This is a genomic window from Bdellovibrio sp. 22V (assembly GCF_030169785.1).
Taxonomy (GTDB): domain Bacteria; phylum Bdellovibrionota; class Bdellovibrionia; order Bdellovibrionales; family Bdellovibrionaceae; genus Bdellovibrio.
Genome location: NZ_CP125854.1, coordinates 1,435,351 through 1,460,486 on the forward strand (window position 1 = coordinate 1,435,351; position 25,136 = coordinate 1,460,486).

20 protein-coding genes and 1 riboswitch are annotated in these 25,136 nt (G+C 47.2%); of the genes, 7 read left to right on the plus strand and 13 right to left on the minus strand.

What is annotated here, in order from left to right; all coding sequences use genetic code 11:
• Position 1 precedes the first annotated feature (1 nt).
• The 7 genes from QJS83_RS06975 to QJS83_RS07005 form a co-directional block, all read right to left on the minus strand.
• A complete protein-coding gene (locus QJS83_RS06975; RefSeq protein WP_284608448.1) occupies positions 2 to 1,135 on the minus strand; it encodes an AgmX/PglI C-terminal domain-containing protein in 1,134 nt (377 codons plus the stop codon).
• Positions 1,132 to 1,383 (minus strand): hypothetical protein, encoded by a 252-nt coding sequence (locus QJS83_RS06980; RefSeq protein WP_284608449.1) that lies wholly within the window; start codon positions 1,381 to 1,383, stop codon positions 1,132 to 1,134. The genes QJS83_RS06975 and QJS83_RS06980 overlap by 4 nt, the downstream gene beginning before the upstream one ends.
• The gene (locus QJS83_RS06985) at positions 1,380 to 4,370 is read right to left on the minus strand and encodes a tetratricopeptide repeat protein (protein WP_284608450.1); all 2,991 of its coding nucleotides are present in this window, start codon (positions 4,368 to 4,370) and stop codon (positions 1,380 to 1,382) included. Before QJS83_RS06985 ends, QJS83_RS06980 begins: the two co-directional genes overlap by 4 nt.
• A 24-nt stretch (positions 4,371 to 4,394) precedes the next feature.
• Complete coding sequence (locus tag QJS83_RS06990; protein WP_284608451.1) at positions 4,395 to 4,892, minus strand: ExbD/TolR family protein; 498 nt, start codon at positions 4,890 to 4,892, stop codon at positions 4,395 to 4,397.
• Between the two features lie 10 nt (positions 4,893 to 4,902).
• Positions 4,903 to 5,358 (minus strand): ExbD/TolR family protein, encoded by a 456-nt coding sequence (locus tag QJS83_RS06995; RefSeq protein WP_284608452.1) that lies wholly within the window; start codon positions 5,356 to 5,358, stop codon positions 4,903 to 4,905.
• Positions 5,359 to 5,368: 10 nt separating this feature from the next.
• Positions 5,369 to 6,073 carry a MotA/TolQ/ExbB proton channel family protein gene (locus QJS83_RS07000; RefSeq protein WP_284608453.1) on the minus strand — a complete coding sequence of 235 codons (705 nt, stop codon included), beginning with the start codon at positions 6,071 to 6,073 and terminating at the stop codon, positions 5,369 to 5,371.
• A 194-nt stretch (positions 6,074 to 6,267) separates the two neighbouring features.
• Entirely contained in the window at positions 6,268 to 7,602 is a 1,335-nt protein-coding gene (locus QJS83_RS07005; RefSeq protein WP_284608454.1) for a glycine--tRNA ligase, read from the minus strand.
• Positions 7,603 to 7,712: 110 nt separating this feature from the next.
• Between QJS83_RS07005 and QJS83_RS07010 the strand changes: the two genes are divergently transcribed.
• The 3 genes from QJS83_RS07010 to QJS83_RS07020 all read left to right on the plus strand — a co-directional run bounded on the left by QJS83_RS07010 (position 7,713) and on the right by QJS83_RS07020 (position 11,593).
• Positions 7,713 to 8,069, plus strand: a complete 357-nt coding sequence (locus tag QJS83_RS07010) for a photosynthetic reaction center cytochrome c subunit family protein (RefSeq protein ID WP_284608455.1) — start codon at positions 7,713 to 7,715, stop codon at positions 8,067 to 8,069.
• A gap of 14 nt (positions 8,070 to 8,083) precedes the next feature.
• Positions 8,084 to 11,152: an efflux RND transporter permease subunit gene (locus tag QJS83_RS07015; protein ID WP_284608456.1), complete on the plus strand. Its 3,069-nt coding sequence runs from the start codon at positions 8,084 to 8,086 to the stop codon at positions 11,150 to 11,152.
• A gap of 63 nt (positions 11,153 to 11,215) precedes the next feature.
• Entirely contained in the window at positions 11,216 to 11,593 is a 378-nt protein-coding gene (locus QJS83_RS07020) for a YbaN family protein (RefSeq protein ID WP_284608457.1), read from the plus strand.
• 33 nt (positions 11,594 to 11,626) lie between these two features.
• On the opposite strand, the gene QJS83_RS07025 is transcribed toward QJS83_RS07020, so the two are convergent.
• Positions 11,627 to 12,652, minus strand: coding sequence for an HNH endonuclease (locus QJS83_RS07025; protein ID WP_284608458.1), 1,026 nt, complete (start codon positions 12,650 to 12,652; stop codon positions 11,627 to 11,629).
• 623 nt (positions 12,653 to 13,275) lie between these two features.
• Between QJS83_RS07025 and QJS83_RS07030 the strand changes: the two genes are divergently transcribed.
• Positions 13,276 to 13,770, plus strand: a complete 495-nt coding sequence (locus QJS83_RS07030) for a hypothetical protein (RefSeq protein WP_284608459.1) — start codon at positions 13,276 to 13,278, stop codon at positions 13,768 to 13,770.
• A gap of 4 nt (positions 13,771 to 13,774) precedes the next feature.
• On the opposite strand, the gene QJS83_RS07035 is transcribed toward QJS83_RS07030, so the two are convergent.
• On the minus strand, positions 13,775 to 14,179 hold the full coding sequence (locus tag QJS83_RS07035) for a J domain-containing protein (RefSeq protein ID WP_284608460.1): 405 nt from the start codon (positions 14,177 to 14,179) through the stop codon (positions 13,775 to 13,777).
• A 50-nt stretch (positions 14,180 to 14,229) separates the two neighbouring features.
• Here QJS83_RS07035 and QJS83_RS07040 point away from each other — a divergent pair, with 50 nt between their 5' ends.
• Entirely contained in the window at positions 14,230 to 15,024 is a 795-nt protein-coding gene (locus tag QJS83_RS07040) for an Mrp/NBP35 family ATP-binding protein (protein WP_284608461.1), read from the plus strand.
• Between the two features lie 463 nt (positions 15,025 to 15,487).
• Positions 15,488 to 15,570, plus strand: a riboswitch (cyclic di-GMP riboswitch).
• A 170-nt stretch (positions 15,571 to 15,740) separates the two neighbouring features.
• Here the strand turns inward: QJS83_RS07040 and QJS83_RS07045 are convergent.
• Positions 15,741 to 16,154 carry a hypothetical protein gene (locus tag QJS83_RS07045; RefSeq protein ID WP_284608462.1) on the minus strand — a complete coding sequence of 138 codons (414 nt, stop codon included), beginning with the start codon at positions 16,152 to 16,154 and terminating at the stop codon, positions 15,741 to 15,743.
• A gap of 228 nt (positions 16,155 to 16,382) precedes the next feature.
• On the opposite strand from QJS83_RS07045, the gene QJS83_RS07050 reads away from it, so the two are divergent.
• Complete coding sequence (locus QJS83_RS07050; protein ID WP_284608463.1) at positions 16,383 to 17,477, plus strand: hypothetical protein; 1,095 nt, start codon at positions 16,383 to 16,385, stop codon at positions 17,475 to 17,477.
• Positions 17,478 to 17,536: 59 nt separating this feature from the next.
• Positions 17,537 to 19,690: a Kelch repeat-containing protein gene (locus QJS83_RS07055; RefSeq protein WP_284608464.1), complete on the plus strand. Its 2,154-nt coding sequence runs from the start codon at positions 17,537 to 17,539 to the stop codon at positions 19,688 to 19,690.
• Positions 19,691 to 19,775: 85 nt separating this feature from the next.
• Here QJS83_RS07055 and QJS83_RS07060 read toward each other — a convergent pair whose 3' ends face one another.
• The 3 genes from QJS83_RS07060 to QJS83_RS07070 form a co-directional block, all read right to left on the minus strand.
• Positions 19,776 to 21,335, minus strand: coding sequence for a LysM peptidoglycan-binding domain-containing protein (locus tag QJS83_RS07060; protein WP_284608465.1), 1,560 nt, complete (start codon positions 21,333 to 21,335; stop codon positions 19,776 to 19,778).
• A 64-nt stretch (positions 21,336 to 21,399) separates the two neighbouring features.
• Positions 21,400 to 23,625, minus strand: a complete 2,226-nt coding sequence (locus tag QJS83_RS07065; protein WP_284608466.1) for a transglycosylase SLT domain-containing protein — start codon at positions 23,623 to 23,625, stop codon at positions 21,400 to 21,402.
• A complete protein-coding gene (locus QJS83_RS07070) occupies positions 23,622 to 25,133 on the minus strand; it encodes a flippase activity-associated protein Agl23 (protein WP_284608467.1) in 1,512 nt (503 codons plus the stop codon). The genes QJS83_RS07065 and QJS83_RS07070 overlap by 4 nt, the downstream gene beginning before the upstream one ends.
• Positions 25,134 to 25,136 lie beyond the last annotated feature (3 nt).

Consider the following 25,136-nt stretch of genomic DNA (forward strand, 5'->3'; position numbering starts at 1 on the left):
TTTACCCCTGACCTTGACGACGTAATACAAACGGATAAGTCACTTTTACATCCACGCCACCTTGTGGCAGTGGGAATTTCCAAGTTTTCAAACGCATTGTGATGCAGTCTTCAACGCCTTTGTTGGCCATTGAAGAACTCTCCACCGCTGCGGATTTAACAAGGCCGTTAGCACCGATAGTGAAACCCATCGCCACACGACCACTCAAACTTGGAGCTCCTTGCAAAGCTTGTTCGTAACAGAAACGAACCTGACCAAGATTACGACGAATCACTTCGTCGATTTGCGCGCGATCCAAACCTTGTGCAATTTCCGCTTCCGCACCGAGTGGTACCGGAGCGCCGCCTGCAGAACCAACTAAGGAAAGACTTCCGTAACCAGCTTGGCCACCGCCTTTACCTTTAGTTCCGTAACCGCCGCCACCAGCGATGTTTGCACCAGGTCCTAAAGGAGCTGATGTGATGCCTTTACCGTACAAAGATGTTTGCACGCCACCGCTGCCGCCGGTGCCGCCAAGACCTACGCCCGCTGTTGTATTCACAGCACCAAGGTTCAAACCACCACGTTGTTTGCCTGAGCGCAGACTGCCCAAAGCCGCCAAAGCACCGGAACGTTTAACAAGTTCCGCTCTTTTTGTCGGCATCTTTGTCGCTGTTTGATCCGCCATCATGTTCGATGTCGGCGTCACCGTGCGCGCTTTCATTTCTTTGGTCTTTACGATTTTAACAACTTGTTGTTTCAACTCTTCATTCATTTTCACGCTCTCACGAGGCGCCAATTGAATGATAGACACTAAAAGAATGAACAAAGCCACCGCCACAAGGATGGAAGCTTTGAGGTCTTTCTTTTGATCTTCTTTAACGGAACCGTCTGTTGGAACCGCAGCCGTGATTTCTTTAACAAGACGAAGAGTTCCGAAGTTGCCCAAAGCGACTTTCTGATTCTTCATCTCGTCGAAATCAAGATCCGCAATTTTCGAAAACTTGATTTTCTCTTTTGTCAAAAGAGACGTGTCAGTCACGACTTCCAAACGTTTTGTATCAAAACGCTGAATCAACTGCGCCTTTTTTTCCGTGACCGGAATCTGACGAGTGATGTTCCCTGCATTGTCTTCTAATATAAGTCTTAGATTCATTTGCCCTTCACCTCACCCAAAGTCGCTGATTGCTTCATACGATCTTTGAAGTCTGTTCTTACACCGATCAAGCTGTTAAGGACTTTGTCCTCTTCGACTGTCGTCACAGCTTCGTCAGAGAAGTGATATTGACCGCTGACCAAAAGGTCTTCGAAGTTCATATCTTTCTGAGCATTTTTCTTTTCAGGAGCGGCGTGCGCTCCGGAAACTGCCACCACAGATAAAATCATCAATAGGATGTATTTCATTGTTGGTTTCCTTTCACTTCACTGTCTTTCTTTTCTAAAGACGCCAAACGAGACTCAAGATATTCCACCATGCTCTTACGTTGCGCTTTTTTCTCAAGAGTCAAAGCCTCTTGAATCGCAGCCGCTGCAAATGGATTTTGTTTCAAATTCGTGCGCGCTTTTTCCAACTCCGCCAAACTTGGCTTTTGTTGGCTCATTTCGCTGGCCTTGATATCCGCTGCCAAAGCTGTCCATGAAGCTTTTTGCGCTTCCGGAGCTACCGCCGCCACAGCGTTCACTTCTTCAACGATATATTTCGCCCACTCGGAGTTTTGCGTAGAGAACGCTTTGTATGAATCCAAAGTGGATTTCTGTTCCCAGAACTCTTTCAACTTCGCATCGGCCATTGTCGCCGTGTTTTGGTTCGGAGCCACTTGTTGCGACAAGATCGTCAAGTATTCGCTTTCTTGTTCAGGCGTCAAACCTGCAGGCATCGGCAAAGACAACACTTCGTTATAGAAACGAGAGTTTTCTTTGCTGACCAATTGCAAAGCCAACAATTGAGAAGAGAAATCGCCGGAAGCGATCGCACGGTTTGCCAACGCATCGACTTTTTCAAGAAGCTTCACACGCGCTTTCAAGCTGGAGGCAATTGTGTTTTGGTTTTTCGTATCCAATTGATGAGCGGCCACTTGCGCTTCCAAAGCTTTCACATCGCCCAGGATCATGATCTTTTCGATCATTACAAAAGCGTCTTGCTTGTTCGAGCCTTTTTCTTTCAAAGCTTTCTCAAGAACTTTTTTATCGCCAGTCATGCCGTACACTTCCAAAGAAGCACGGGCAAAAAGACCTGCGTTGTCTTTGAAGTAAGGTTTGTACGTCTCAAGATCTTTCACCGGAGATTTCGACAAACGAATCAACTGCGTCGCAATCAAGGCTTTCTTTTCAGCGTCCTTAGATTGCTTCAAGTATTGAGAGTAGTAATTTTTAGGATCTTTATCAGCAAGCTCCGAATAAAGTGCAAGCTTCAACACTTTTTCGTCTTGAGAAAGAGAGCCGAATTGCATTTGTTCCGCCGCTTTCAAAGCTGTTGCGAAATCAAGTTCCAATTCAGCAAACCACACTTTACGGCCCAACGCGAATTCGCGCTCTTCCGCCGTCAATGTCGTTTCCCGCAGAAGGTCTTCAACCGCCACGCGAGCTTCTGTGATCTTGTTCAATTTTTCGTTGAGCAAGATTTTATTTTTCAAGTAGATTTTTCTGTCTTCCGCACTCGCCGCCGCCGGAGAGAAGCTAGCCAACGCCGCCAAAGCTTGGTCTGGTTGTGCCGCCGCCAATTTCGCGGATTGAGTCAGGATCGACTTCTGCTGAACGTGCTGGAATTCCGCTTTTTTATCAGCGAATTTTGTCGCGTAGTCAGAAGCCCATTGTTGGATGCGCGCGTCGTCTTTAAGAATTGCCAACGCATCCAAAGAAAGTTCCGCCGCCTGAATTTGAATTTGGCGAGGACCTTTGCCTTCAACAGCCAATTGTCTTAACTGCTCGGCCGCAACAGGATAGTTTCCTTTTTGGTAAACAGCGTAAGCCTTTTGATACTGAACATCGAAAGTCTTTTGTTTAAGAACGGACTTTTGCAAGTAGTCTTCTTGTGCAGAAGCCAAAAGCGCTTCGTCTTTGGACTTCTCGGCATTTTCGATACCCAAAAGAAGATTTTTTTCCAACTTCTCAGCCAGCGCTTTTTGTTGAGCAGCGTCTTTTTCACCTTGGTATTTTGCCAAGATCACTTTATTCGCCAACGCTGTCCAAGTCGCAGCCTGAGCATATTGATTCGCTTGTGCCGCTGCCTGCGCGCCCCAAACGTACATATCTTCATCATCAGAGAAAACTTTGAAATATTCGTCGTAAGCCGTCAAAAGCTCAGCACTTGGTTTCGCATTTTCGATACGGTTCCAACCGACAACGAATTGGCGCAAGCCTTTTGCCGATTCTTCGCAAGAAGAAAGCGTGCAGTCTGTCGCGCCCCAAAGAGAAAGACCCATTTGGTAAGCTTTTGCAGCCGCCGCCGTATTTTTAAGATCAAAGTGCAATTGCGCCATACGCACTTGCGCTTCCAAACGGCCTTTAGCATCCGCTTGTTTTTGATAAACGAAGTCCCACACTTTCAATGTGGCTTCTTTTTGTCCCAAACGCAGACCTTCACGCGCCAACAATGTCACTTGTTGAAGTTTGAACGCCTCTGGAGAAAGAGAATACAATTTTTCCGCATCACCGTCTTTGATTCCACGAGCCGCCATGAAAGTGGCCATATCACGGGAAACCTCCTCAAGGAATTGCGGGTCCGCAACACCACGGTCGGAAGCCATACGCGATTGAAGTTTTGGATTTTTCAAAATCTCTTCAAGTTGCACCAGTGAAGAATCCAAGTTGTTCATGCGGAAAGCACACCATGCTTTACGATAAGCCGCCAAACCTTGAGAGCTCGCACCCTCTGTCGCTAATACTTTTCCGTAAAGAGCTTCCGCTTTTGTAAAATCTGATTTTCTAAATGCCATCTCAGCCAAAGAAAGATTGGCTTCGGCCATCTCGACAGGAGACGACGAAGAGCTGAGCATCGCAAGATAGCTTTTTTCCGCCAGGTCATTTTGACCTTGCAGTTCGTACAAGTGCCCCATTTGCAAGTGCACTTTTGCTGCTGAAGAAGCGGACACTTTTGTCAACGCTTCAGAATAATAAGACAAAGCTTTTTGACGGTCTTTTTCACCCGCCTTACAAACCACGCAACCGTCAGCCAGTTCCTTCATGGAAAGCTGACGCGCGCGTTCTGCATGCAGATCGGCCAAACGCAAAAGGACCGCGACGCGGGCAGGATCTGCCGGCGCCAAGCCTACTTGCACTTGAGTCAATTTTTGAATTAGGAGATCTTGGGTTGTCCCCGCGGTTGCGACGTTCTGTGCATGCGCTGCCACACCCGCCGATAAAGATAAAACTAAAAGTCCTTTTTTCATCATCGAGACCCCCTCTGTCTCTTCTAACTACTTAAGTACAACTGCAAATTTGATATCGCTGTAACCCGCCTGATTCATTCCCAGGATCACCTGGTTCAGGAACTCGTACTTCACCCGGCGATCGGCCTGGATGGTGGCGATACCAGGGAACGCTTCCCCTGGATGAAGTTCTTGATACTTCTTACGAAGCTCGAGAAGCTCAGCCGTGATTGTGTTTGCAGTCACCAATTTATCTTCGACGTACAATTTGCCGTCGTCGATTTTGATCACAGGATTTCTTTCAAGAACGTCCGCCAAGTGCGCCTTTGGCAACTCTTGGTTTTTACCGATCATCAAAATTTCCCCGGTACTTGAGAAGTTCATCAAAAGAAAGATTACTAGAATAGAGAAAGCATCAATCAACGCCGTCAAAAGTAGATCGGCGGCAATGTTTCTTTTCAATTTAGCGCCACGAGGACTGATGATCGAGTGCCCCTCGAGAGTCCCCATCAGCACTGAATTTTTTAAGATGCCATCAGAAATCACAAAACCCCCACTATAAAGGAGAAACTCCCAAATCCGTCATTCCGCTCTTTTTAAGCTTGTCCATCACGTCGATGATCTCTTCGTAAGATGTCGCAGCTGTGGGCTGAATCAATCCGGTATTCAAAGACGGCTCAACTTGTTTCAAGTTCGTCAAAGCCTTCTCCAAACCTTCGTAATTCACTTTTTTGTCCAGTTGAGAAACGCGAAACTTGCGCAAAGACGCCGGAACTAGAGAGCTCTGTTGAACTTCCAGATCCAAATCTCCCGCAGGCGTCATGCGAATCCACACAAGAGGACTCTTTTTAGTATCCTCTTGCGCTTGTCCGCCGACGGCTTGTTTCACGTTCATGGAACCGACATTGAGCCACACTGCTGTAATCAAAAGAAAGCAGATGGACACCGAGAGCAAGTCGATGAACGGAATCAAGTTCACTTCAAAGTCTAGATGCTTTTTAGAGTGCTTCATATAGCCTCTATTACGCGTTTACTTCAGCGTTGCGCTCAGACTTATTCGTTTTGATTTGGTATGAAGTGATCGGGTCGTAGGAGTAGCTCAACCAGTTGTAAACTTTAAGTCCACCTTGGTTCAAATCTTCAGCCAAACGATTCGCTCTGTTTTGCAAGATTGCATAACCAACCAACGCAGGGATCGCTGCGATCAAACCGTAAGCTGTCGCGTTCATCGCCTCAGAGATACCCGCAGAAAGCAAAGATGCTTTTTCAGCAGGATTCGCAAACGCCACCGCCGCGAAAGATTTGATCATACCAGTGATCGTTCCAAGAAGACCTGTCAACGTCGCAACGTTACCAAGCATTTGCAAGAACGCAGTACGGTGATCAAGGTGTGCGTTTTCTTCCAAAAGAACTTCATCCATTTTGCCTTGGATTTCTTCTTTACCACCCAAGTTACGAGCTGCCAAAGCACCTGCTGCGATCGCGCGAGCCACTGGGTTTTGCGCTGTTGCCGCTTGAGCTTTTGCAATCACATTGTCCATTTCACCGCGACGGATAGACTCTTCAAAACCAAGAGCGAATGCCGTTTGAGTCAGCTTACGACGTACGAACAACGCGTAAGTTCTTTCAATGATGATCGCGATAGCCACAAGCTGGATAAGCAAAATAGGCCACATCCAGAAGCCACCGTGTTCGAATGCCAATGCAATTTTTGTTAGATTTTCCATGTAATACCCCTCCAATCATCGAAGATTACAGACCATGGTCTAGAGGTTTGCAAAGCGAAATGCACAATGACACGGAACGAAAACATTAAAATCTTAATTATTTCTTGAAGCGTTCTGAACAATATGTTCGCGGAGAGGCGTGGAACGTCCTCCACAGAAATTCTCTGTGGAGGCGGTTTTGCAAGAACTAAGGACTAAAAACTTTTGAGTTTTGCAGCGACGTAAGAATTCAACTGTGCCATAGGAATACGCTCTTGAACCATGCTGTCACGGTGACGAACTGTCACCGCGTGGTCATTGATCGTATCGAAATCCACCGTCACACAGAATGGAGTTCCGATCTCATCCTGACGACGATAACGCTTACCGATAGAAGCCGTTTCATCATAAGTGCAATCGAAGTCTTCCGCTAACTGATCGCGTAATTTATCCGCAATCGATGTCAGCTCCTCTTTCTTAGAAAGTGGCAAGATAGCGACTTTATAAGGAGCGATTTCCGGGTGCAGCCCCAGAACCACGCGTGTATCTTCCTGACCCTTGTCATCCGTCGTGATTTCTTCACGGTAAGCATCACATAAGAACGCCAGGAACAGGCGATCACAGCCGACGGCTGTTTCAATCACGTAAGGAATGTATTTTTCTTTGTTCGCTTCGTCGAAGTACTCCAAGTTTTTGCCAGAAAATTTCGAGTGCTGAGTCAAATCGAAGTCGGAACGATTGTGAATACCTTCAAGCTCCGAGAAGCCCATTGGAAACTTGTATTCCACGTCCACAGCCGCTCTCGCGTAGTGTGCAAGCTTATCGTGATCTTTAAAGCGCAAGTTTTCTTTCTTGATGCCGTACTTCAGATAGAAGTTCCAACGCATTTCTTTCCATTGCGCGAAGTACTTTTCGTCGGTGCCCGGCTTCACGAAATATTGCATCTCCATTTGTTCAAATTCACGTGTACGGAAAATGAAGTTGCCCGGAGTGATTTCGTTACGGAAAGACTTGCCGATCGCCGCGATACCGAACGGAATTTTGTAACGTGAAGATTGTTGGCAGTTTTGGAAATTCACGAAGTGACCTTGCGCTGTTTCCGGGCGGAGGTAAATCACGCTTGCAGAATCTTCCAAAGGTCCCATGTGCGTCTTGAACATCAAGTTGAAGTTTCTTTCTTCCGAAAGATTTTTGCTGCCGCAGTTCGGGCATTTCTTTTCATTGATGTAAGAGTCCGTGTTGTCAGCGCGAAAACGAGTTTTACAGTCTTTGCAATCCACCAAAGGATCGCTGAAGCCGTCGACGTGACCGGAAGCTTTCCACACCATCGGATGCATCAAGATCGCCGCATCAATACCAACGATGTCAGCTCTTCTTGTCATGGCATTCCACCACGCTCTTTTCACATTGAGTTTCATCAAGGAACCCAAAGGTCCATAGTCCCAACAACTTGCGAGACCACCATAGATCTCACTCGATTGAAATACAAAGCCGCGACGTTTGCTGAGAGAAACGAGGGTATTTAGGTCCTCGCAGTGTTTAATTTTCATGTTGAAACTCCAAGTGAAAGGGCATGTCAAAAAGTACACTTCAGTCTAGAAGCAGTCAAGGAACAGGGGTCACTCTTGATCTCGGGACAGGTCTTAGAGAAACTACCTTTATGCAGCGCGCTTCAAAAACCTCCGCCCTTATTCTCTTCGCGATTTTCCTTTTATTACCGAAAGCTCATTCAGAGTCGGTCACTAAGTTTGTGACCAAAGAAGAGAACATCCGCGAACAAATGATCACAATCTCTCGCGAACTCGGCGTGACTTGCACCGAATGCCATAATGTCCAAAACTTCCGTGACAGCTCCAAAAAGTCCTTCAAAGTAGGCAAAGAGCATATGAAGCTCACTCAAATGCTGAAAGAAAACGGCTTTGACGGCAAAAAAGGTCCTATGTCGACCTGTTACATGTGCCATCGGGGAAAACTTATGCCCGATTATAAGGAGCCTGCGAACAATAAGCCTCACTAGAGAGGAACACAGCTATGAATTTGATCGATCTTTCGATCCGCCGGCCCGTATTCGCATGGGTCCTCATGTTTGCCTTGATTGTTTTCGGTGCGATTTGCATGAACCGTATGGGCATCAGTCAACTCCCCGACGTCGACTTTCCCGTCGTCAGTGTGTCCGTAACTTATGAAGGCGCTGCCCCTGAAGTTGTTGAAGCCGAATTGATCGATCCGATTGAAGAACGCCTGCTTGCCATCGAAGGCATCAAAGAAATGCGTTCGTCAGCCCGACAAGGGTCGGGCTCAGTGACTCTCGAGTTCGACATCAACCGCAACGTCGACGTGGTTTTGCAAGAGGTCCAAACAGCCTTGGGGCAAATGCGCATGCCCCCGAATGTGGATCCCCCGACCATCCGCAAACAAAATCCCGAAGAAGATCCCATCATCATTATCACCGTTTTCGGTGAAGCTCCTTTGCGAGAAATGCTCAACTGGACTGAAAACTATCTGCTTGATCAGATCCGCTTTCTTCCCGGTGTCGGCGAAGTCAGCATCGGCGGATTCAGTCAGCGCAATCTGCGCATCTGGCTTGATACGAAAAAACTCGAAGCGCTTTATCTGACAGTGAACGACGTTGTCGAAGCTTTGAGTCAGCAACATTTGGAAAGCGCCGCAGGTCAATTCACTGAGGGCCAAAGAGAGTTGCGCGTACGCTGGCTTGGTGAAGCGACCAACGTCGATCAAGTCGGCGGCATTCAGATTCTTCGTCGTGGCGGCCAGCGCATTCACGACCGGCAAATTTATATCCGCGATGTTGCCATCGTTGAGGACGGCCTTTCCGACATCCGCCGGGTCGCGCGGGTTGACGGCAAACAAGCGGTGTCGATGATCATCCGTAAACAGCGGGGCACCAACGAAGTGACCGTTGCCAAGACCGTCCACGATCAGTTCGACAAAATCAAAGACCGCTTTCCGCCGGGATTTAACTATCGCGTGAATGTGGACTACACGCGTTCGACCGAAGCCACTGTTCATCTCACCATTGAAAAACTTTGGGTTGCGGCTTTGATCACGATCCTGGTGTGCTTCCTTTTCCTGGGAAGTATTCAAGCGGCAGTGAATATTCTTTTTTCGATCCCGACCTCTATCGTCGGTACGTTTATCATTCTTTATTTTTCCGGATTCACTTTAAATCTTTTCACCCTGTTGGCTTTGACTCTTTCGATTTCCATTGTGGTCGACGATGCGATTATGTTGCTTGAAAATATCGTGCGTCACTATCGCATGGGTAAGGGCTCCGCCAAAGCGGCTTCGGATGGATCTAAAGAAGTCCTGCCCGCGGCGATCGCGGCGACCTTAGCGGTTGTGGCCGTGTTTCTGCCCGTCGTTTTCATGGATGGTGTGATCGGAAAATTCTTCTTCCAGTTCGGCGTCACAATGAGTGCGGCGGTTTTGATCTCACTTCTTGAAGCGGTCACGATCACTCCGATGCGCGCGGCGGCTCTTTTGCGCAACGAACCGAAGATCTCAAAGCTTGAACATTTCTTGGATGTTTTGTTCGAGAAGCTTTCGCATCAGTATCAAAAAGTTTTGCATGGAACACTTCGCTGGAAATATCTGATCGTCATTTCTTCGGCGATTTTCTTTGTTGTCTCATTGTTCCTAGTCACCAAAGTCCGTCAAGAGTTCGTACCAGCGCAAGATCAAGACATCATCATCGTCAATGCGCAAACGCCCCCGGGAACTTCGTTAGAAGCCACGAGCCGCAAAGCCGAGGAAGTTGAAGAAGTCCTCAAGAAGAATGATAACATTCTGGGCTTCATGGTTTCCGTCGGCGGAGGCGGCGGCGGTTCCAACGTGAATCAAGTCTTTATGCCCGTCACCTTAAAACCACGTGCCGAGCGCGAGAAAAATCACACGCAAATCATGAATGACCTGCGCGAACAATTCCGCAAGATAAAAGGTGTTCGCGTGACCATGCGGGATATCTCTGCACGGAATCTTGCTTCGGGCCGACAAAATCCTTTGGCGATCAACTTGCGCGGTCCGGATTTGAAGATTCTTTTGCAAAAATCCGAAGAGCTGATGGACCGTTTAGAGAAAGAAAAATTGGCTGTCGACTTGGATACGGATTTCCGAACCGGTATTCCTGAATTGGTCTTAACGCCAAATCGCAAAGCCATGGCCGATCGCGGTGTTTCTGTTGAAGACGTGGGACAGGTTCTGGCTGCTGGTGTCGGCGGTTTGCGCCAAGGCCGCTACACAGCCGACGGTCGTCGTTACGACATCCGCTTTAAAATTCTTGAAGAGCAAATTCGCACGCCCGAAGATTTTAAAAAACTCTACGTGCGCAATAACTTCGGGAACTTGATTCCCATGTCGCAACTCGTGAACATCAAAGAAGATGCCGCGATTCAAGGGATCAGCCGCGTGAATCGCCAAAGAGCGATCTCGGTCTTTGGCAACTTGGCTCCGGGACAATCGCAGGCATCCGTATTGGATCGCGCCAGCGCCATTGCTAAAGAAATTCTTCCTGTAGGTTACTCTTTCGCTTTAGAAGGAGCTTCTGCAGGATTTACTGAATCATTTAAGAGCCTTTATTCCGCCTTGATGGTGGGGATCTTGGTCGCTTACTTGATTTTAGCTATTCAGTTCAACTCGTTCATCCACCCTATTTCCGTTTTGGTGGCATTGCCATTCAGCGTGACGGGAGCATTGATCGCGCTTTGGATGTTCGATATTTCCTTGAACCTGTTTAGCTTCATCGGTTTGATCGTGTTAATGGGGATCGCCAAAAAGAATTCGATCTTGCTTGTGGAATTTACGAACCAATTCCGTCATCGCGGAGAAAAAGACATCAGCAAAGCTTTGCTAGAAGCCTGCCCGGTTCGTCTGCGCCCGATTCTTATGACGTCGGTTGCAACGATCGCCGCAGCCCTGCCATTGGTTGTCGGCGGAGGCATCGGTTCTGAAACGCGCATCCCGATGGGTTTATCGATCATCGGCGGAACGATTGTCTCGACTTTGCTGACTCTGTTTGTGGTTCCCGCATTGTATTTGTTGTTGTCGCCGCTTGAAAGTAAGAAGAAAGCCCCAGAGCTTTAAAGCTTATTTTAAGGGAGCTTATTCAGACTGTTTTTTGATGAAATAGTTGGCTAAAATAGCTTTATGTTAAAAGCGACAGCAAGAACGGTTTATTTTGTATTCGGTTGGATTTTCCTGCTCTTGGGAGTGATTGGAGTTTTCCTGCCTCTTTTACCAACGACACCGTTTTTGCTTCTGACCGCTTTTTGTTTCGCGCGCAGCTCAGAGCGCTGGCATCAGTGGCTGCTGCGCCAACGCCATTTAGGTCCGTTCATTCTGGACTGGCAACGCCACGGCGTCATCCGCACCCGCGCAAAAATAATGGCGACGCTTCTTATCGCGGCCTCGGTCGCTGGAGTTTTCCTGAATGAACGAATCTCCTCCCTAGGAAAAATCTCCGTCGCCGTCATCTGCGGCAGCGTCCTTGTGTTTTTGTGGTCGCGCCCCTCTTCCCCGTCTTGATTTTTTTAATTGATTTCTTCACCACGGATTTCTTCAATATCTCGATAATCCCCACTGTTTGGCTGCGAGCAAATTATGTGTTCGGCATAAGACTCTGAGATTTTCTCTAGAGTTGCTTCCGCCTTTTGCCAGTGGAACTTTATGGTCAATCTGAAGTTGATATTTTCCATCGCACTTCTTTCCGGTTTTAGGTTCTATATATTCGCAGCAGTGATGTGCATTTATTAGGAGCTCTCTTTTCATCTTGAGCTGGATATACTTGCGCTTCTGTGGTGACGCTGGGTTTCTTGTTAGCGCGGTTTTGTTCGTGGTTTGAGCTGATTTGTCGCTTTGTTCAGCTGTGACAATGGCGCGGCCGTCCTCCATCCGTGGAGGGCCTTTCTGTCGCGCTTCCTGCGCGCCAGAGGAAAGCATTTTCGGAGATTTTTGATTTGGGTTGGATTTTCCCAATTCCTTTTGGATGTGTTTCTTTGCAAGATGAGTGAACAAGTCGGCCCAGTTTCCTTCTGGGAGGACGTGGGATAAAAGGCTTTTTGCTTTCTCCAGTATTTCCATTTGATCTTCGCTGAACGTAATTTCGAGTCTTACGCTGTTGTCTTGTTGTGGCTTTCTGATCTCGTGAGTTTGGATAGGTTGATCAAATTCTTGCGCCAAGTATTTTAAAGTTTCAAAACTCGACTTGTTTTGGATGTCTTCCAGAATTTGCTCTGTCTTTGCTGCTTCAACTCGATTTCCTATTTTAATTTCTTGTTTTATGCATTTTTGAACTTGAGTCAGCTGCGTGAGATTCAAAGAACCTTCTTCGAGTTTTTCTGCGACTGCCGGAACTTGTTTTAAAAGTCTCGCAGCTTGAAGTCTTCGATAGGCGCTGTCTTCGCCGTAACCGAGATGCTTAGTTAAATATTTAAACATAGAATCAAATCCCAACTCAGCAAACAGTCTGCGCGATTCGACTTCATTTATGTGCCACAAAATCAAATGCGTGATTTTTCTTTCTGTGCGAGCCAGCTTTTCTAAACGATTTACTAATTCGACATTAGAAATTTTTGAAAGATCCATGTTTTGCTCCTTCTTTATTGTTCAGAAGATTGCGCCTCATAATCTACGAAGCCACGAACGAGTTTTTCATTCGTAAGAACCTTGTATCACATGTTTTATTTTTCAATTTTTGAGATTTTTAAAATTTTGAAACGTTTCGAGAGAATCCATTATTATACCTTTAGGTACGCTTGATTACCCTCTACGCGAGAGAATTTTTCATTCGAAGGGCCGGCTATCTCTTTGCAAAAATCAATGCGCTGAAGGATTCCTCGCGCGAAGAAAACCTCGTCAACAATTTTCTAAAAAATTCTTTTCTCTTTACAGGAATTGCCTTTGCTATGTTCCTATATTACGCCTGTGTTTTATTGCCATTTTCTAGAACATCAATGTTCTGTTCTTAGAGAGACCTTGCGAGAAAAAAACAATACGTTAATAAAATTAATCGGCAATAGAAACGCTTAAGGTCACAATCACAACCGCGCTACCAAGAAATGAAGCGTCGAGCGCGCAAGAAGAAGACAGGGAACGTCACTTTCCTCTAAGTTCAACATTTCACTTTGAGACTGCCCTCGCCTGCTGCAATTCATTGCGGCTGGCTTGTCATGAAGATTGCTTTGCTTTCCTCTGTAGGAGGCGACTTCATGCGCTTAAATTTCTCAGTTTCGATTCTCATTTTGGGATTCTTTGTTTTGGGTTTGTCGCTCGCGCCTTCGCCGATGACCGTGGAAAGAACTCCGCAAAGTGTCGCCAAATCTCCAGCGGGGATTTATTATCTGGTGAATGGGACGGACGGTTGCCCTGCGCAAGTGGAATGGGTGACTGAGTGCCAAGGTTTTTCTTTGAATACGCTTAACAGTTCTGCTTCGGCTTCACTTCTGGAAAGCCAAAACTTTTGCGATATCAACCGTGGGCCGAAAGTTTCACGTGAACCGATGGAGAGCGGGTATAAGCGCATACTCTCTGACGTCTCGAGCAAAGAAAATGTGATCCGCAAAACCAACACGACCGTGCTTGTCGATAAGAAACACTCCATCAGTCTTTTCCAAGAAGACATGGTGATTTTTGACGACACGGGAAAATTTCTTTGGGAACACAGTCAGAATAACAAAGGCCTTAGCTGCCTCTACTCACGCTAAAGAACTAAGCACCCTTGTTGTTATTGAGAATGGCGTTGTAAGCCGTTTCCAAGAACTCCACCGACTCTTTGTCGGATCGACGCAAGGCCGTTTGATACGCCTCGGTAACAAGTTTGATCGACGCCCCGGCCGGCACGCCCAAAACTTCATAGGCATCCCAACAATGACCATTGTAATTAAACATCACATTTAGGTTCTTAGAGGCTTTATTTTGCAAATCAGGATGACGATGCAGAGCCACAACCTGCTGAGTCTTCTCAGGTTCGGCGTCTATCAGTGGCGGCGCGCTATCTTTTGCATTTAAATTGAGCTGCGTGGGACGAGTGCTTCCTCCCCGCGAAAGTAAATACCAAAAGATGAAAGCTCCCGCTCCCACTAAATTCAATGTCAAAAAGTCTTGGCTATTCATCCAACTTCTATTATTCGTTGGAAGCCAAAATTTTTCAAGGAGTCCCATGCATGGCAGCACCAAATCCGTTCGATAAGCAAACTGCGATTCCCGGAGTGAAACACATTATTGCCGTCAGTTCCGGTAAAGGGGGCGTCGGTAAAAGTACGGTGGCTACGAATCTTGCCATGGCGTTAGGTCGTAAAGCCAAAGTGGGTCTTTTGGATGCCGACATTTATGGCCCTTCCATTCCGCGTATGTTGGGAACACTTGGGCAGAAGCCTCAGATCAATCCTGAGACAAACCAACTGGAACCAATCGTTCGTTACGGTATTAAACTGATGAGCATCGGTTTCTTGGTCGAAGAGGGGGCCGCTGTCGTTTGGCGTGGACCTATGCTCTTTAAAGCGATGGATCAATTCCTTCGCGATGTGAACTGGGGCGAGTTGGATTACCTTCTTGTCGATCTTCCTCCAGGCACGGGCGACATTCAATTGACGTTGTCACAAAAAGTTCCCGTTGCAGGGGCCGTGGTTGTTTCCACTCCGCAAAACGTAGCTTTGCTTGACGTGAAAAAAGCCGTCGATATGTTCCAACGCGTGAATGTGCCTTTGCTCGGTATGATCGAAAATATGGCTTACATGATAAACCCGGTAAACGGTGAAAAAATGCAGCTCTTCCCTAAGGGAGAGATGGATTCTTACGCCGCTTCGAAAGGCATTGCGAAGCTCGGTGAAGTTCCGTTCAATCCATCCGTGGGTCTTGCTTGCGAAGCAGGCATTCCAATCGTTGAGGCGAACACTAACGGCGCTGAAGCACAAGCCTTCATGCAAATCGCCGATCGCATTCGCACTATTCTTCCGTAGTGCGACGGCGGGAGTTCATGACCCTCAATTTGTTTTTCAAAAAGGACTCTGCGGAGTCCTTTTTTATTTCTCTGCTTTCCTATTTCTTGTTTCATCCTCAAACAAAATTGAGCGCCTTTTCTCAGAGTGATTCGCAAATATGACGTATTTTGAGAATCGAATGTGGGGCTATTGAAAATAAAACTTTGGTCGAGATATCCTGAAAGAGTTGAAACCACATGGCTCGGGAGACTTACCTCGGGTAAGTGAAAGCTTTTAGGGCCAAGCTAAGGGAGGACGCGGATGAAAAATCGAATTCACGATCATCATGATGAACCACCAAAGTGACGTGCGAATCACCAGGATTGCTACCAAGAGGTTCACGGTTCAGGCCTCTCTAAAAGAATGATGAACAAGGTTGGATCTTGAAGAATAACTCAAAGGAGGTTCCTAGGGTTATACTCGTTAGGATTTAGATCCTTCCTTTGCCTCAAGGCAAACCATCGGAAACGGTGGGACGCAAAGCTAGAGGGGTGTCGGTGCAAGCCACGCCAGCCAGCTGCCAAAGGTGAGTCACCTGAGGAATCAGAGGTGTGCATATGGAAGGAACAAATACATACAAGGATTGGTTTCATTCCCCTTAGCTTGCGAGTTATCACTGAAGATTCCTCGCAAGCACTTTTTAAAAGCCTGCGAAAGAAATCCCGACATCGGGATTTTTCTGTTTTTAAAGCGTTCTACTTTTTAAAATCAAAATCCATCAAGCAAGATTCCGCTTTATCGCCGCTACCATCTTGGTCGTCTTGCCCAGACCAATAATCACTCACTTCACAGCGGCCATTCTTAAATACCGCCGAAGCGCCATAACAAGCAGACCCATCACAGAAAGTGAGATCTTCATTTTCGGGAGCTTCTCTATGGCGACAACCGTCGACAAGACTTTCTTGAAGGAACTTTTTAAAGTTGGCAACTTCCTCTTTCGCTTCTGGATAAGCAGCCACTTCTTTCGTGAACTCTTGCACCATGTACTTGCGCATCGCGATTGTACATTGATATACAACGCCGTCGATGACTTCCACGTTTGTTCTTGTTTTTGCTTGAGCTGCGAAAGCTGCAACCACTGTCAACATTGCTACGATTAACATTTTCATAAAAAGTTCCTTTACTCTTTCTCTTTAGAAGAGAAGTTTAATTGTTTTTTGAAGGTCCTCTTCTTACTCAAAGAATGAAATATAAGTAAAATTCATGCCGAGAAGTTTATTATGCATATGAGGCAGAACCCGGATTTTGTCACTATGAAAGGTTCTTAGACGCTCCTCTTACGTTAAAAGCAATAGGGTGACTCACGGAAGGCCGCGGAATTGCTACTTTCCCAGGGTATGAAAACAGGCAAGCTTGTACTTCTTTCATTCGTATCCGTGATTGCGTTCTCTTCCATGGCGATGGCGGCGGAAAATTTCCGTGCCTACGTTCAACAGCGCAATGAAATCAACTCCCAAGACGACCTCTCGGTGATTCAGGCTTATCATCGCAAATTCACCCTCGCCCCCTACGTGGTGGTCGATAAAAAACAAAAGCTTGCGACCTATTTCGGTGAACAAGGACAAACTCTTGCTTCGGCGGATATCCGCACATACTCGGGCGATGAGCTTGAGCGCGGTGGCTCCGGTATTTATACTTACGCCGGCACTCGCAACTCTCTTCACTATTTGAAGGCGGAAAAAGACCAGAGTCTGCACACGGTCTTTCAAGGCTCTATGCAAATTCCTGCGGGCACTCGTGTGTACGTCCTGCCTGAAACGGACGCTCACCACTTCCGCATTCGTAATCACCAACTTACGTTCAATGCCGCCAGAGTTTTGCGCAATCGTCCCGACTTTAACTACAGTCCGGCTAATTATGAAGTTCGCAAAAGCACTTTCCGCGTCGATTTCACGGATGCTTTTACGAACAATTACGTTCTCACTTTGCAAAGAGAAAAGCCGACATTGATGAAACTTTTGAAACTTGAAAATGACGAATACAATATGCTGGCGGAGTTTGCGTTCGGTGTCTTAGCGCCTGAAACAGAATACGGGCAAAACTTTAAATACCGTTTGAAACAGACCGCTCCGGTTATCGTCTCTTTACTTAAAGGCAATGGCCTGGACACATCGGCGAACAGCCGTGGGCCTACGCAAATCAAGCGCATTCCTGACGTCGTGGTTGAGCACTACAAAATCGAGAAGCACCAGTTGAAACGCCCGCATAACGCCGCGATCGCAACGCTGGCTTTCGCTGCGGAACAAATTAAAGAGCTGCGCAATCTGGCGCACTATCACGAGCCTATTTCTGAAGAGACTCTGCAGGACTATCTTTATTACCTCTACAACGGTCGTCGCGGTGAGATCCGTAAAGGCACGGCGACTCCTGATCGCAACATCGCGATTCGCAAAATTCGTGAGGCCATCACACATTTGACGATCGAGGAATAATGTTCCGTCGGCTGGATATTACACTTTAGAAATCTTCACGATACTCCGAACAGTCCTGCATGCGATCAATACTTCTTCGTACGTTTGTTGCGTCTCTTGCTTATTTATATCTATGCGGCTGCAGCCTGAGTGCAACAATGTTTGGTTCCCATGAGAATTCGGAATCGCCACCGCCAGTATCTTATAAAACCGAGTACTGTTTTGATGGTACGGTTCAAAGTGAGATCACTTTAGAAAACGGCCATAAAGTCGTTGGCGGAGATTTTGTAAGCGTCGGCAAGTGCAGCAATCCTACTTTGCGAGTCAACCTTTCTACAAATAAGATCGCAGACATCATCGCGGCTCCGCGTGCAATTCAAGGCTATGTCTATGCCATAGAACCAGACGGTCACGGTGGCTATTACCTGGGTGGAGGTTTTTTCGCTACGGCCGGAGAAGAAACTCTCGTAAGCCTTGTGCACATCAACGCCAATGGCACGATTTCCGACTGGAATGCGAATCTGAAAGCAGACGGAGGACCGGCCGAGGTTAATACTTTAAAACTTCATAACGGCATTTTGTATGTCGGCGGGAATTTTACATCTGCGGGCAGCGCGGATTCACCCCGTGTTGCACTCGCGGCTTTTGATACTGCCACGGGCTTATTGACAGCATGGGACCCCGGGGTCACTCCGGCATCGGGCTCGGGAGATGCTTTTGTGAATCACATCTCCATTCACGACAATCGACTTTATGTTGGCGGCGAATTTGACTCTGCCGGAAGAAATGGTGTGACGAATCCTTTCTTGGCGGCATTGAATCTCAATAACAATGAGGCCCTTGCGACTTTCACTCCACAGCCAGATCGCAAGGTGTTTAAAGTGCTCGGGCATGGCAATTTGCTTTATGTCAGCGGTCCCTTTTCCACAATTGGCGGCGCCAATACTTCTTTTGCCGCTATCGATCCCACGACAGGCGCTGACAGCGGCTGGAATTGGCAGAGTCACATGGACCCGGTGGGTTTTGCTTCCATAACAAGTTTTGATATCTCCGGCGACACTCTATGGGTCGGGGGTAATTTTTCCGGTTACGACGCCCTAACCACGGTCGGTATCGCCTCCTTCGACATTAGCGGTGCTTTGCCAAGCATTCGCACCTGGAGCAACGTGGGCCACGAACCCGATGGCTTGGTGATGAATATCTTCGCGAGCCAAGATCATCTATTGATCGTCGGTTCTTTCCGAAATATCGGCAGCATGCAAGCGAAAGGAAGCGCCATTCTCAAGACAACGGATGGTTCGTTGGCGTACTCAGAACAACTTCCAGAGGACATTTACCACGCCTACTTTGAAAACGGTCAGCTTATCAGTGTGGGCTCTTTCGACAGGGTCTCGGTCAAGAGCAGAGAATATCTTGTGATGATTGATCCTGCAGGCGATATCACGTCGTGGAATCCCTCTCCCAACGGTCGTGTCATCACTCTTTTTGCAACCGGTACAACGATTTTTGCAGGAGGCACGTTTACTGAAATCGGAGCCACGCCAGTCCCCCGCGACTATGTTGCGGAAATTGATTTTTCAGGAGAAGCCACGCCGTGGGAGGCGCACGCGGATGGAGTTGTTTCGAGCGTGAAATTGCATCAAGGATTTTTGTGGATGTCGGGAAGTTTTTCTTCCGTCGGTTCTCCTGCGGTTGCGCGTAACTTTATTGCAAAACTCAACCCGACAACCGGTGCCGTGGAAAACTGGGATGCGCAGGTTACGGGAACACGGGTTCTTGATTTTGATTTCGTAGGAGACAAAATCGTAATTGGCGGCAATTTCTCGCAAGTTCAAGGAGACGCAACGGCAGCTCGCCTTGCAGCTTTGGATGTCGAGACGGCCGCTTTGTCAGCGTGGCGACCTCAGCCCGATTCCATTGTTGAGAAAGTTTTGACGGATGGAACTAACGTGATTATCGCTGGCCAGTTCGAACAAGTCGGTCCCTCTGCAACTCCCAGAAACACATTGGCTAAGTTATCTTTAACCAGCGATGAGCCTCTCGCTTGGGATCCAGGCATCGAAATCGGCGGCCTGTATGGAATGTCTTTGCGAAATAAGGAATTAAACATCATTGGCTATATTCAAAACGTCCACGGCGCACCCTATGAGGGAGGCGCCCTCGTCGCGTGCGATTCGGACTCGGGAGAAATCATAGAGTCATCACTTCCCTATGTCTCCGCTATCGCTATATAAATTTGAGAATTTCATTTGATAAGCAATAAAAAACCCCGGGAGCTTTGGCTGACCGGGGTTCTTCTTTTCGCCTTCAGACAATTATTTATTGGGCTGATTCTGCAGGAATAACGAGGCGTGCGCCGACGACCAAAGAGGCCGGGTTTCTGATGCGATTCTTTTGTTTAATATCGCTCATCGAAACATTATACTTCGCCGCGATGGCAGACAGGTTTTCACCTCTGCGAACCACGTGAACTTTGGCTTTCGCAATTTCACGCGCCGAAGAACTGTCTGGCGTTGGCACCAAAAGCTTCATGCCCACTTTCAAAGTACGACCTCGTTTGATGTTGTTCATACGTTGAAGCTGAGAAACGCTTGTAGAGTATTTTCTTGCAATCGTGAACAAAGAGTCGCCGGATTGAACGATGTAATAACGTCCATCGGAACTTACTGTCACAGTTTGTTTTTCAGAGGAAGAATTCTTTGCGACCAATGTTTTCTTTGTCGATACACGGTCTTTCAAAGGCGTACGATCTGGAACTTGGATTCTCATCCCCACGCGCAAAGCTTTACGGCGAGGAAGATCGTTCAAATCACGCAGATATGCCACAGTCGTACGGTAACGACGAGCCACTGTGCTCAATGTGTCGCCACGACGGATACGATATGTTTGTGTGTCGCCTGTATCGGCAATGAATCTTACGTTATCAACGAAAGCTTCATTGGCTGCCACAAGAGCTGTTTCACTTGTTCCCGGAGGAATACGCAAAACCAGTTCGCTGCCTTTAAGAACGGCGACTTCCCCTTTGAACTTTGGATTCAAAGCTTTGAAGTCTTCGTAGTTCAAGTTCAACTTGTCAGCCATTGCACGAAGATTGACAGGCTTGTTCACAGTGATGTGATCGAATTCGATCGGTGGAAGATAATCGATATCGTCAAAACCGTACTTCGCTGGATCTTTACCGATCATTTTTGCTGCGATGAACTTAGGAACGTAATTGATTGTTTCTTTAGGAAGTCTCTTCTTACGAGCGAGCTCCCAGAAATCACGGGTGTAGTGATTCATCACTTCACGCTTCACGCGGTTTTCACCCACGTTGTAAGAAGCCATCGCCAAGTACCAAGAACCGAAAACGCTGTAAAGACCTTTGAAGTATTCCGCCGCCGCTTGAGTTGCGAAAACAGGGTCACGTCTTTCATCCACGAACGCGTTGATATCCAAACCATACCGTTTACCCGTACCACGGATAAATTGCCAGTAACCCACAGCCGCGGCATGCGACGTCGCTCTTGAACTGAAACCAGATTCGATCAATGCGATATAGAAAAGATCTTCAGGCAAACCATTGTCGCGCAAAACTTTTTTCATCAGTTTTTCGTAACGCGTGGAACGTGCTAAATATCTTTCCATGTGAGGACGGCCTCGTCCTTGGAAATAAGCAATCCATTTTTCAACAAGAGGATTCACTTCCGTAGGGATGGACTCCAACTCTTGGTCGACCACCTTGGGTCCTTCTGGATCTGATAAGCGGAACGAACCGATATCTTTGATTTCCGCTTCACCATTGGCTCCTACTGAACCTTCGGTTTCCGTGCTCACGTTCTTATGAGCACACCCTGCCAAAAAGGCCAGGACCAAGCTCAATGTTAAAAGTCTCCTCATGAGTCCCTCCGACACAGCTTTCAGGCTACAAAACTCAAAAGCATTTTTCAATAAAACATCTCCCTTATTTTGCCTTTTTATTCAGCAAATCCACCCATAGGACAGGTTTCAAAGAGATCGTTCCTTCCTCAGCTAGTCTATAGAGCAAAACATTACGAAGGATCGCCTTCACATAGAAGCTCGTTTCCGTCCAAGGAAGCTCATCAAACCACAGCTCATCTCGAGGAGAACCACTCGCCTGCCCAACAAGTTCGCTCACCTCAGCTCTTCCTTCGAGCCACGTCTTCAATCTGTAGGGCCCCGCATTATATGCCGCCAAAGCGAAAGGCACGTTACCCTGGAACTGGTCCAACATCTGGGAAACATAGAACGAGCCCATCGGGATATTTATTTCCGGACGGAACATATCGTCTGGAATTTCCACTTTCATGCCTAACTTTTTTGCAACTTCTTGGGCTGTCGGCGGAATCATCTGCATCAGGCCCAGAGCATTCGAAGTCGAAACAGCTCGCAAGTTAAAAGCACTTTCTTGACGAGTCAAACTGCGCAACAGCACCACATCAATGCCGTAGCGTTCTGCTTCAGCCTGATACAACGAAGTGAAAATTTCTGGATAACCGATTTTAATAAACTGCTCGCGACGCAAGCGAGGCTCGGCTTCCATGGCTTCATTGATAAGACGAATCGCCATCATGTATTGCTGACGAAGCGCCAACGCCTCAGCCAAAGACACTTTCACCGTCGCATCTTTGATGAACGGAAGTCCGCTGAGTTCCGCTTGGGCTTCGCTCACCCAACCCGCCGTCGACAAGGATTTGAATCGCTGCCAGGATTTCTTCTGTGCGCCTACAAGATAAATATCGTTTTGCAATTTCGGAGCTTTGTCTTTGATTTCCGGCCATGTGAGTTTTCCACCCGCAGCCTCGGCGCTTAAACGCAAACCGTAATAAGAAAACGGATATTTTTCAATCAGCGCCGCTGCGGCCTGCTTTGCGCGCTCTGGATTTGATTCCTGCAGAGAGCGCACCAGCCAATACTGTGAATTCAAATCGTAGCGGTCGCGATTCTGCTGCAAAAGTCTTTCAAGCATTGCCGATGCCGTCGAAAAATCTTTTTTGCGATAATAAATCAAAGCCGAGCGAAACAACGCCTCCGCTGCTTCATCCGAACCATTGTGATAAGTCACAAGATTGTTATAAATATCCAGCGCACGATCATACTGTCCTAAGAAATGCGCCGAGCGTCCCGCGATCCACAACGCGTTCGTCGTCTGCGGTGATTGAGAGTTTTTATTCGTCGCTTTTTGTGCAAGCGAAAGTGCTCCGGCGAAATCACCACGACGGTGCAGACTTTGCGCCCAGTCCAACAAACGCGATGGATCGGCCTCTTCCATCTCATTTAAAGCTTTTACTTTCGCAAGCTTTTCACTGAGGGCATTATAAATTTCTAAAGGCTTGTCCTTTAAACGCTTCGCCGAGCGGCTGCCTGGATATTTGTTTAAAATCTCCATGGTGTCTTTAAGCGCCGATACATCATCACCTTGTTTTAAAGACTGACGAAGACGCTCTTCGATCTTAATTTCCTCGCCCATTTCTGTCAGGGTGGACGCCGGTTGTTTTACGCTCTCTGTTTCCCCGCGAGTTTTTGCAAGAAAGTCCAACTTGTCCTGTAAGTAAGCGGAGTTTCGCTGATCTTGCGCTTCTTCGTAAAGAAACTGAGCTTCAGCGTAATTCACTTTTTGCAAAGAGATGTCACCCAACAACTGATAGATCTTGGATTTTTGTTCTTTTGAAAGCACATGTTTTCCGTTAAGAAGCGTCTCCAATTCTTCCGCGACTTTGGTGTTCTTCTTAAGAACTTGCTCTTCAAGATGCGCCAGCTGCACACTCAGCCAAGCTTCGTGCAATGACGTCGACCAGGGACCTTCGAAAAGAAGCTCTTGGTTTTTTGCCATTGTCGCAAGAAGTTTTGCTTCCGCACTGGCATCCTTTTTCTTAAGCTGCGCTTGCTCCAAACAATGAAACCACGTCAAAGCCACCCACCCGCGAAGAGGTTTTTGGTTCGCAAAAACCTGCGGCGCCAAAGAAACACATTCATTCCATTTAAGATGGATTTCATAATCTTTGAGTTGAGAAAGAGATGTCAGCGGAACTTTCTTTTTACCGTTCGCTGTGTGGTAAAGATCCACAACTCCCGTTTTTGGAAGTTCCTTTTTCACGTCGACCTTGTGAACTTGCGCCGACACGGACGTTGCACACAGAAGTGAAACCGTTAAAGCCGTTTTCTTCATTTGATAAACTCCCCAACTCCGACGACCTCCGCCTCTGGGAAAGCCTCTGCCGTGAAAATAGATTTCTTCAAATACACTACGGAAGGCTCTCGCGATTGGCGAAGAGTCACCTTGATTTTCCAATAAGGTTCCGACAGCAAATTATCCACCGCCAAAGATTCCGGCATCTCGCAGAAGTATGCTGCCGCTCCCTGGAACACCGTTTTTGCACAGAGATCATACCGCACATGAGTAAACGAACGCAAAACCCAAGGCCATGGCCACTGCTCTTTCATGCCGACCTGAACAAGTTCTTGCAAAAGTTCGGGACGCTTTTGCGCCTCTTGCAGAAGTGTGTTTTGCACCAAGACAAGATCCTCGGTGGAGTTCACGTAGACGTAAGGATGTTCAAACCACAAAGGATGTTTATAAACAGAAAGATAAGCGCTGCGCACGCCCAAAGCGGCCAAGGCTCCTATCAATACCCAGGTCGCATATTTTGCAAAACGCGAACGAGCAAGCTCCACACAGCTATAAGCCAGAACAAAATAAAATCCCCACACCAAAGAAAGAATGCACCACACGGTCTTGTATGGAATCAGAGAGTACACAAGAAATTGCGTCAGGGAAAAAACACTCAACACACGCAGCGCCTTGTCCTTGGCAAAAACACCTTTGACAGCAAAGAGAATTCCGAAAAGAACCAAAGGCTCCGCTTCCCACAGCACCTTGAGCCAGTACGCGAATTCTTTATCATGGCCATTGCCGTGAACACCCGTTTTCATCCATGGCAAAAACGCTTTTACAAAATCCACTAATCCCGCGCCGTTTTTAAAAAAGCCGGTAAAGAGCTGTACAAAGAGCACAAGTAACAAGGCAAAAAGAATCGTCACACGCGACGTCCAGGCCTGTTTCCATTTTTCTTTGGCGAAAAACTCCCGAAGTCCGCGAGCTCCCAAACTTAACAGCGCAAGCGTCCATGCAAAAAGAAACACCGCGAAGGTTTCTTTCAGCGTCGTCATCCCCCACAGTCCGACAAGACCCAGCGCTATCGCCTTGCTGTCGGGTTTTTCAAACCAACGCAGAACTCCCAAAGAAAAGACGATTTGGAAAAAGACGAAAGGCATTTCATGAATGCCCGAGCGCCCGAAAAAAAGAAACGCGGGACTTAGAAAGAGAAAAAAGATCATCCAGCGTTGCACAGCTGACGACGATAGAATTCCAAAGGTAAAAATCATCACACACAAAACACTGAATACGGCGGGAACGGCGCGCAAAATCGTCAGGCTTGTGCCCCAAACATATTCAAATCCCTGCAAAAGATAAAAGTACAGCGGGCCGTGATAGTTGTTCGGATCGTACTTGTAATATCCCAGCTTTGCCATTTGCATGACAAACCAGCCGTTGATGCTTTCGTCGAAATGAATCGGCTTAAGCTCGATGTCATAAAAACGCGTGAAAATCGTCGCCACTAAAAGCGCGATCCATAGAAATGGCACTGAGAAATGCGTGACCTTCACCGTTTTCATTGT

Excerpts from the sequence above, each read along its gene's own strand:
- QJS83_RS06985 (WP_284608450.1), bottom strand. The coding sequence starts at position 4,370 with ATGATGAAAAAAGGACTTTTAGTTTTATCTTTATCGGCGGGTGTGGCA.
- QJS83_RS07000 (WP_284608453.1), bottom strand. The coding sequence starts at position 6,073 with ATGGAAAATCTAACAAAAATTGCATTGGCATTCGAACACGGTGGCTTC.
- QJS83_RS07020 (WP_284608457.1), top strand. The coding sequence starts at position 11,216 with ATGTTAAAAGCGACAGCAAGAACGGTTTATTTTGTATTCGGTTGGATT.
- QJS83_RS07060 (WP_284608465.1), bottom strand. The coding sequence starts at position 21,335 with ATGAGGAGACTTTTAACATTGAGCTTGGTCCTGGCCTTTTTGGCAGGG.
- QJS83_RS07030 (WP_284608459.1), top strand. The coding sequence starts at position 13,276 with ATGCGCTTAAATTTCTCAGTTTCGATTCTCATTTTGGGATTCTTTGTT.
- QJS83_RS06995 (WP_284608452.1), bottom strand. The coding sequence starts at position 5,358 with ATGAAGCACTCTAAAAAGCATCTAGACTTTGAAGTGAACTTGATTCCG.
- QJS83_RS07040 (WP_284608461.1), top strand. The coding sequence starts at position 14,230 with ATGGCAGCACCAAATCCGTTCGATAAGCAAACTGCGATTCCCGGAGTG.
- QJS83_RS07025 (WP_284608458.1), bottom strand. The coding sequence starts at position 12,652 with ATGGATCTTTCAAAAATTTCTAATGTCGAATTAGTAAATCGTTTAGAA.
- QJS83_RS07005 (WP_284608454.1), bottom strand. The coding sequence starts at position 7,602 with ATGAAAATTAAACACTGCGAGGACCTAAATACCCTCGTTTCTCTCAGC.
- QJS83_RS07045 (WP_284608462.1), bottom strand. The coding sequence starts at position 16,154 with ATGAAAATGTTAATCGTAGCAATGTTGACAGTGGTTGCAGCTTTCGCA.
- QJS83_RS07035 (WP_284608460.1), bottom strand. The coding sequence starts at position 14,179 with ATGAATAGCCAAGACTTTTTGACATTGAATTTAGTGGGAGCGGGAGCT.
- QJS83_RS07015 (WP_284608456.1), top strand. The coding sequence starts at position 8,084 with ATGAATTTGATCGATCTTTCGATCCGCCGGCCCGTATTCGCATGGGTC.
- QJS83_RS07065 (WP_284608466.1), bottom strand. The coding sequence starts at position 23,625 with ATGAAGAAAACGGCTTTAACGGTTTCACTTCTGTGTGCAACGTCCGTG.
- QJS83_RS06980 (WP_284608449.1), bottom strand. The coding sequence starts at position 1,383 with ATGAAATACATCCTATTGATGATTTTATCTGTGGTGGCAGTTTCCGGA.
- QJS83_RS07010 (WP_284608455.1), top strand. The coding sequence starts at position 7,713 with ATGCAGCGCGCTTCAAAAACCTCCGCCCTTATTCTCTTCGCGATTTTC.
- QJS83_RS07050 (WP_284608463.1), top strand. The coding sequence starts at position 16,383 with ATGAAAACAGGCAAGCTTGTACTTCTTTCATTCGTATCCGTGATTGCG.
- QJS83_RS07055 (WP_284608464.1), top strand. The coding sequence starts at position 17,537 with ATGCGATCAATACTTCTTCGTACGTTTGTTGCGTCTCTTGCTTATTTA.
- QJS83_RS06975 (WP_284608448.1), bottom strand. The coding sequence starts at position 1,135 with ATGAATCTAAGACTTATATTAGAAGACAATGCAGGGAACATCACTCGT.
- QJS83_RS07070 (WP_284608467.1), bottom strand. The coding sequence starts at position 25,133 with ATGAAAACGGTGAAGGTCACGCATTTCTCAGTGCCATTTCTATGGATC.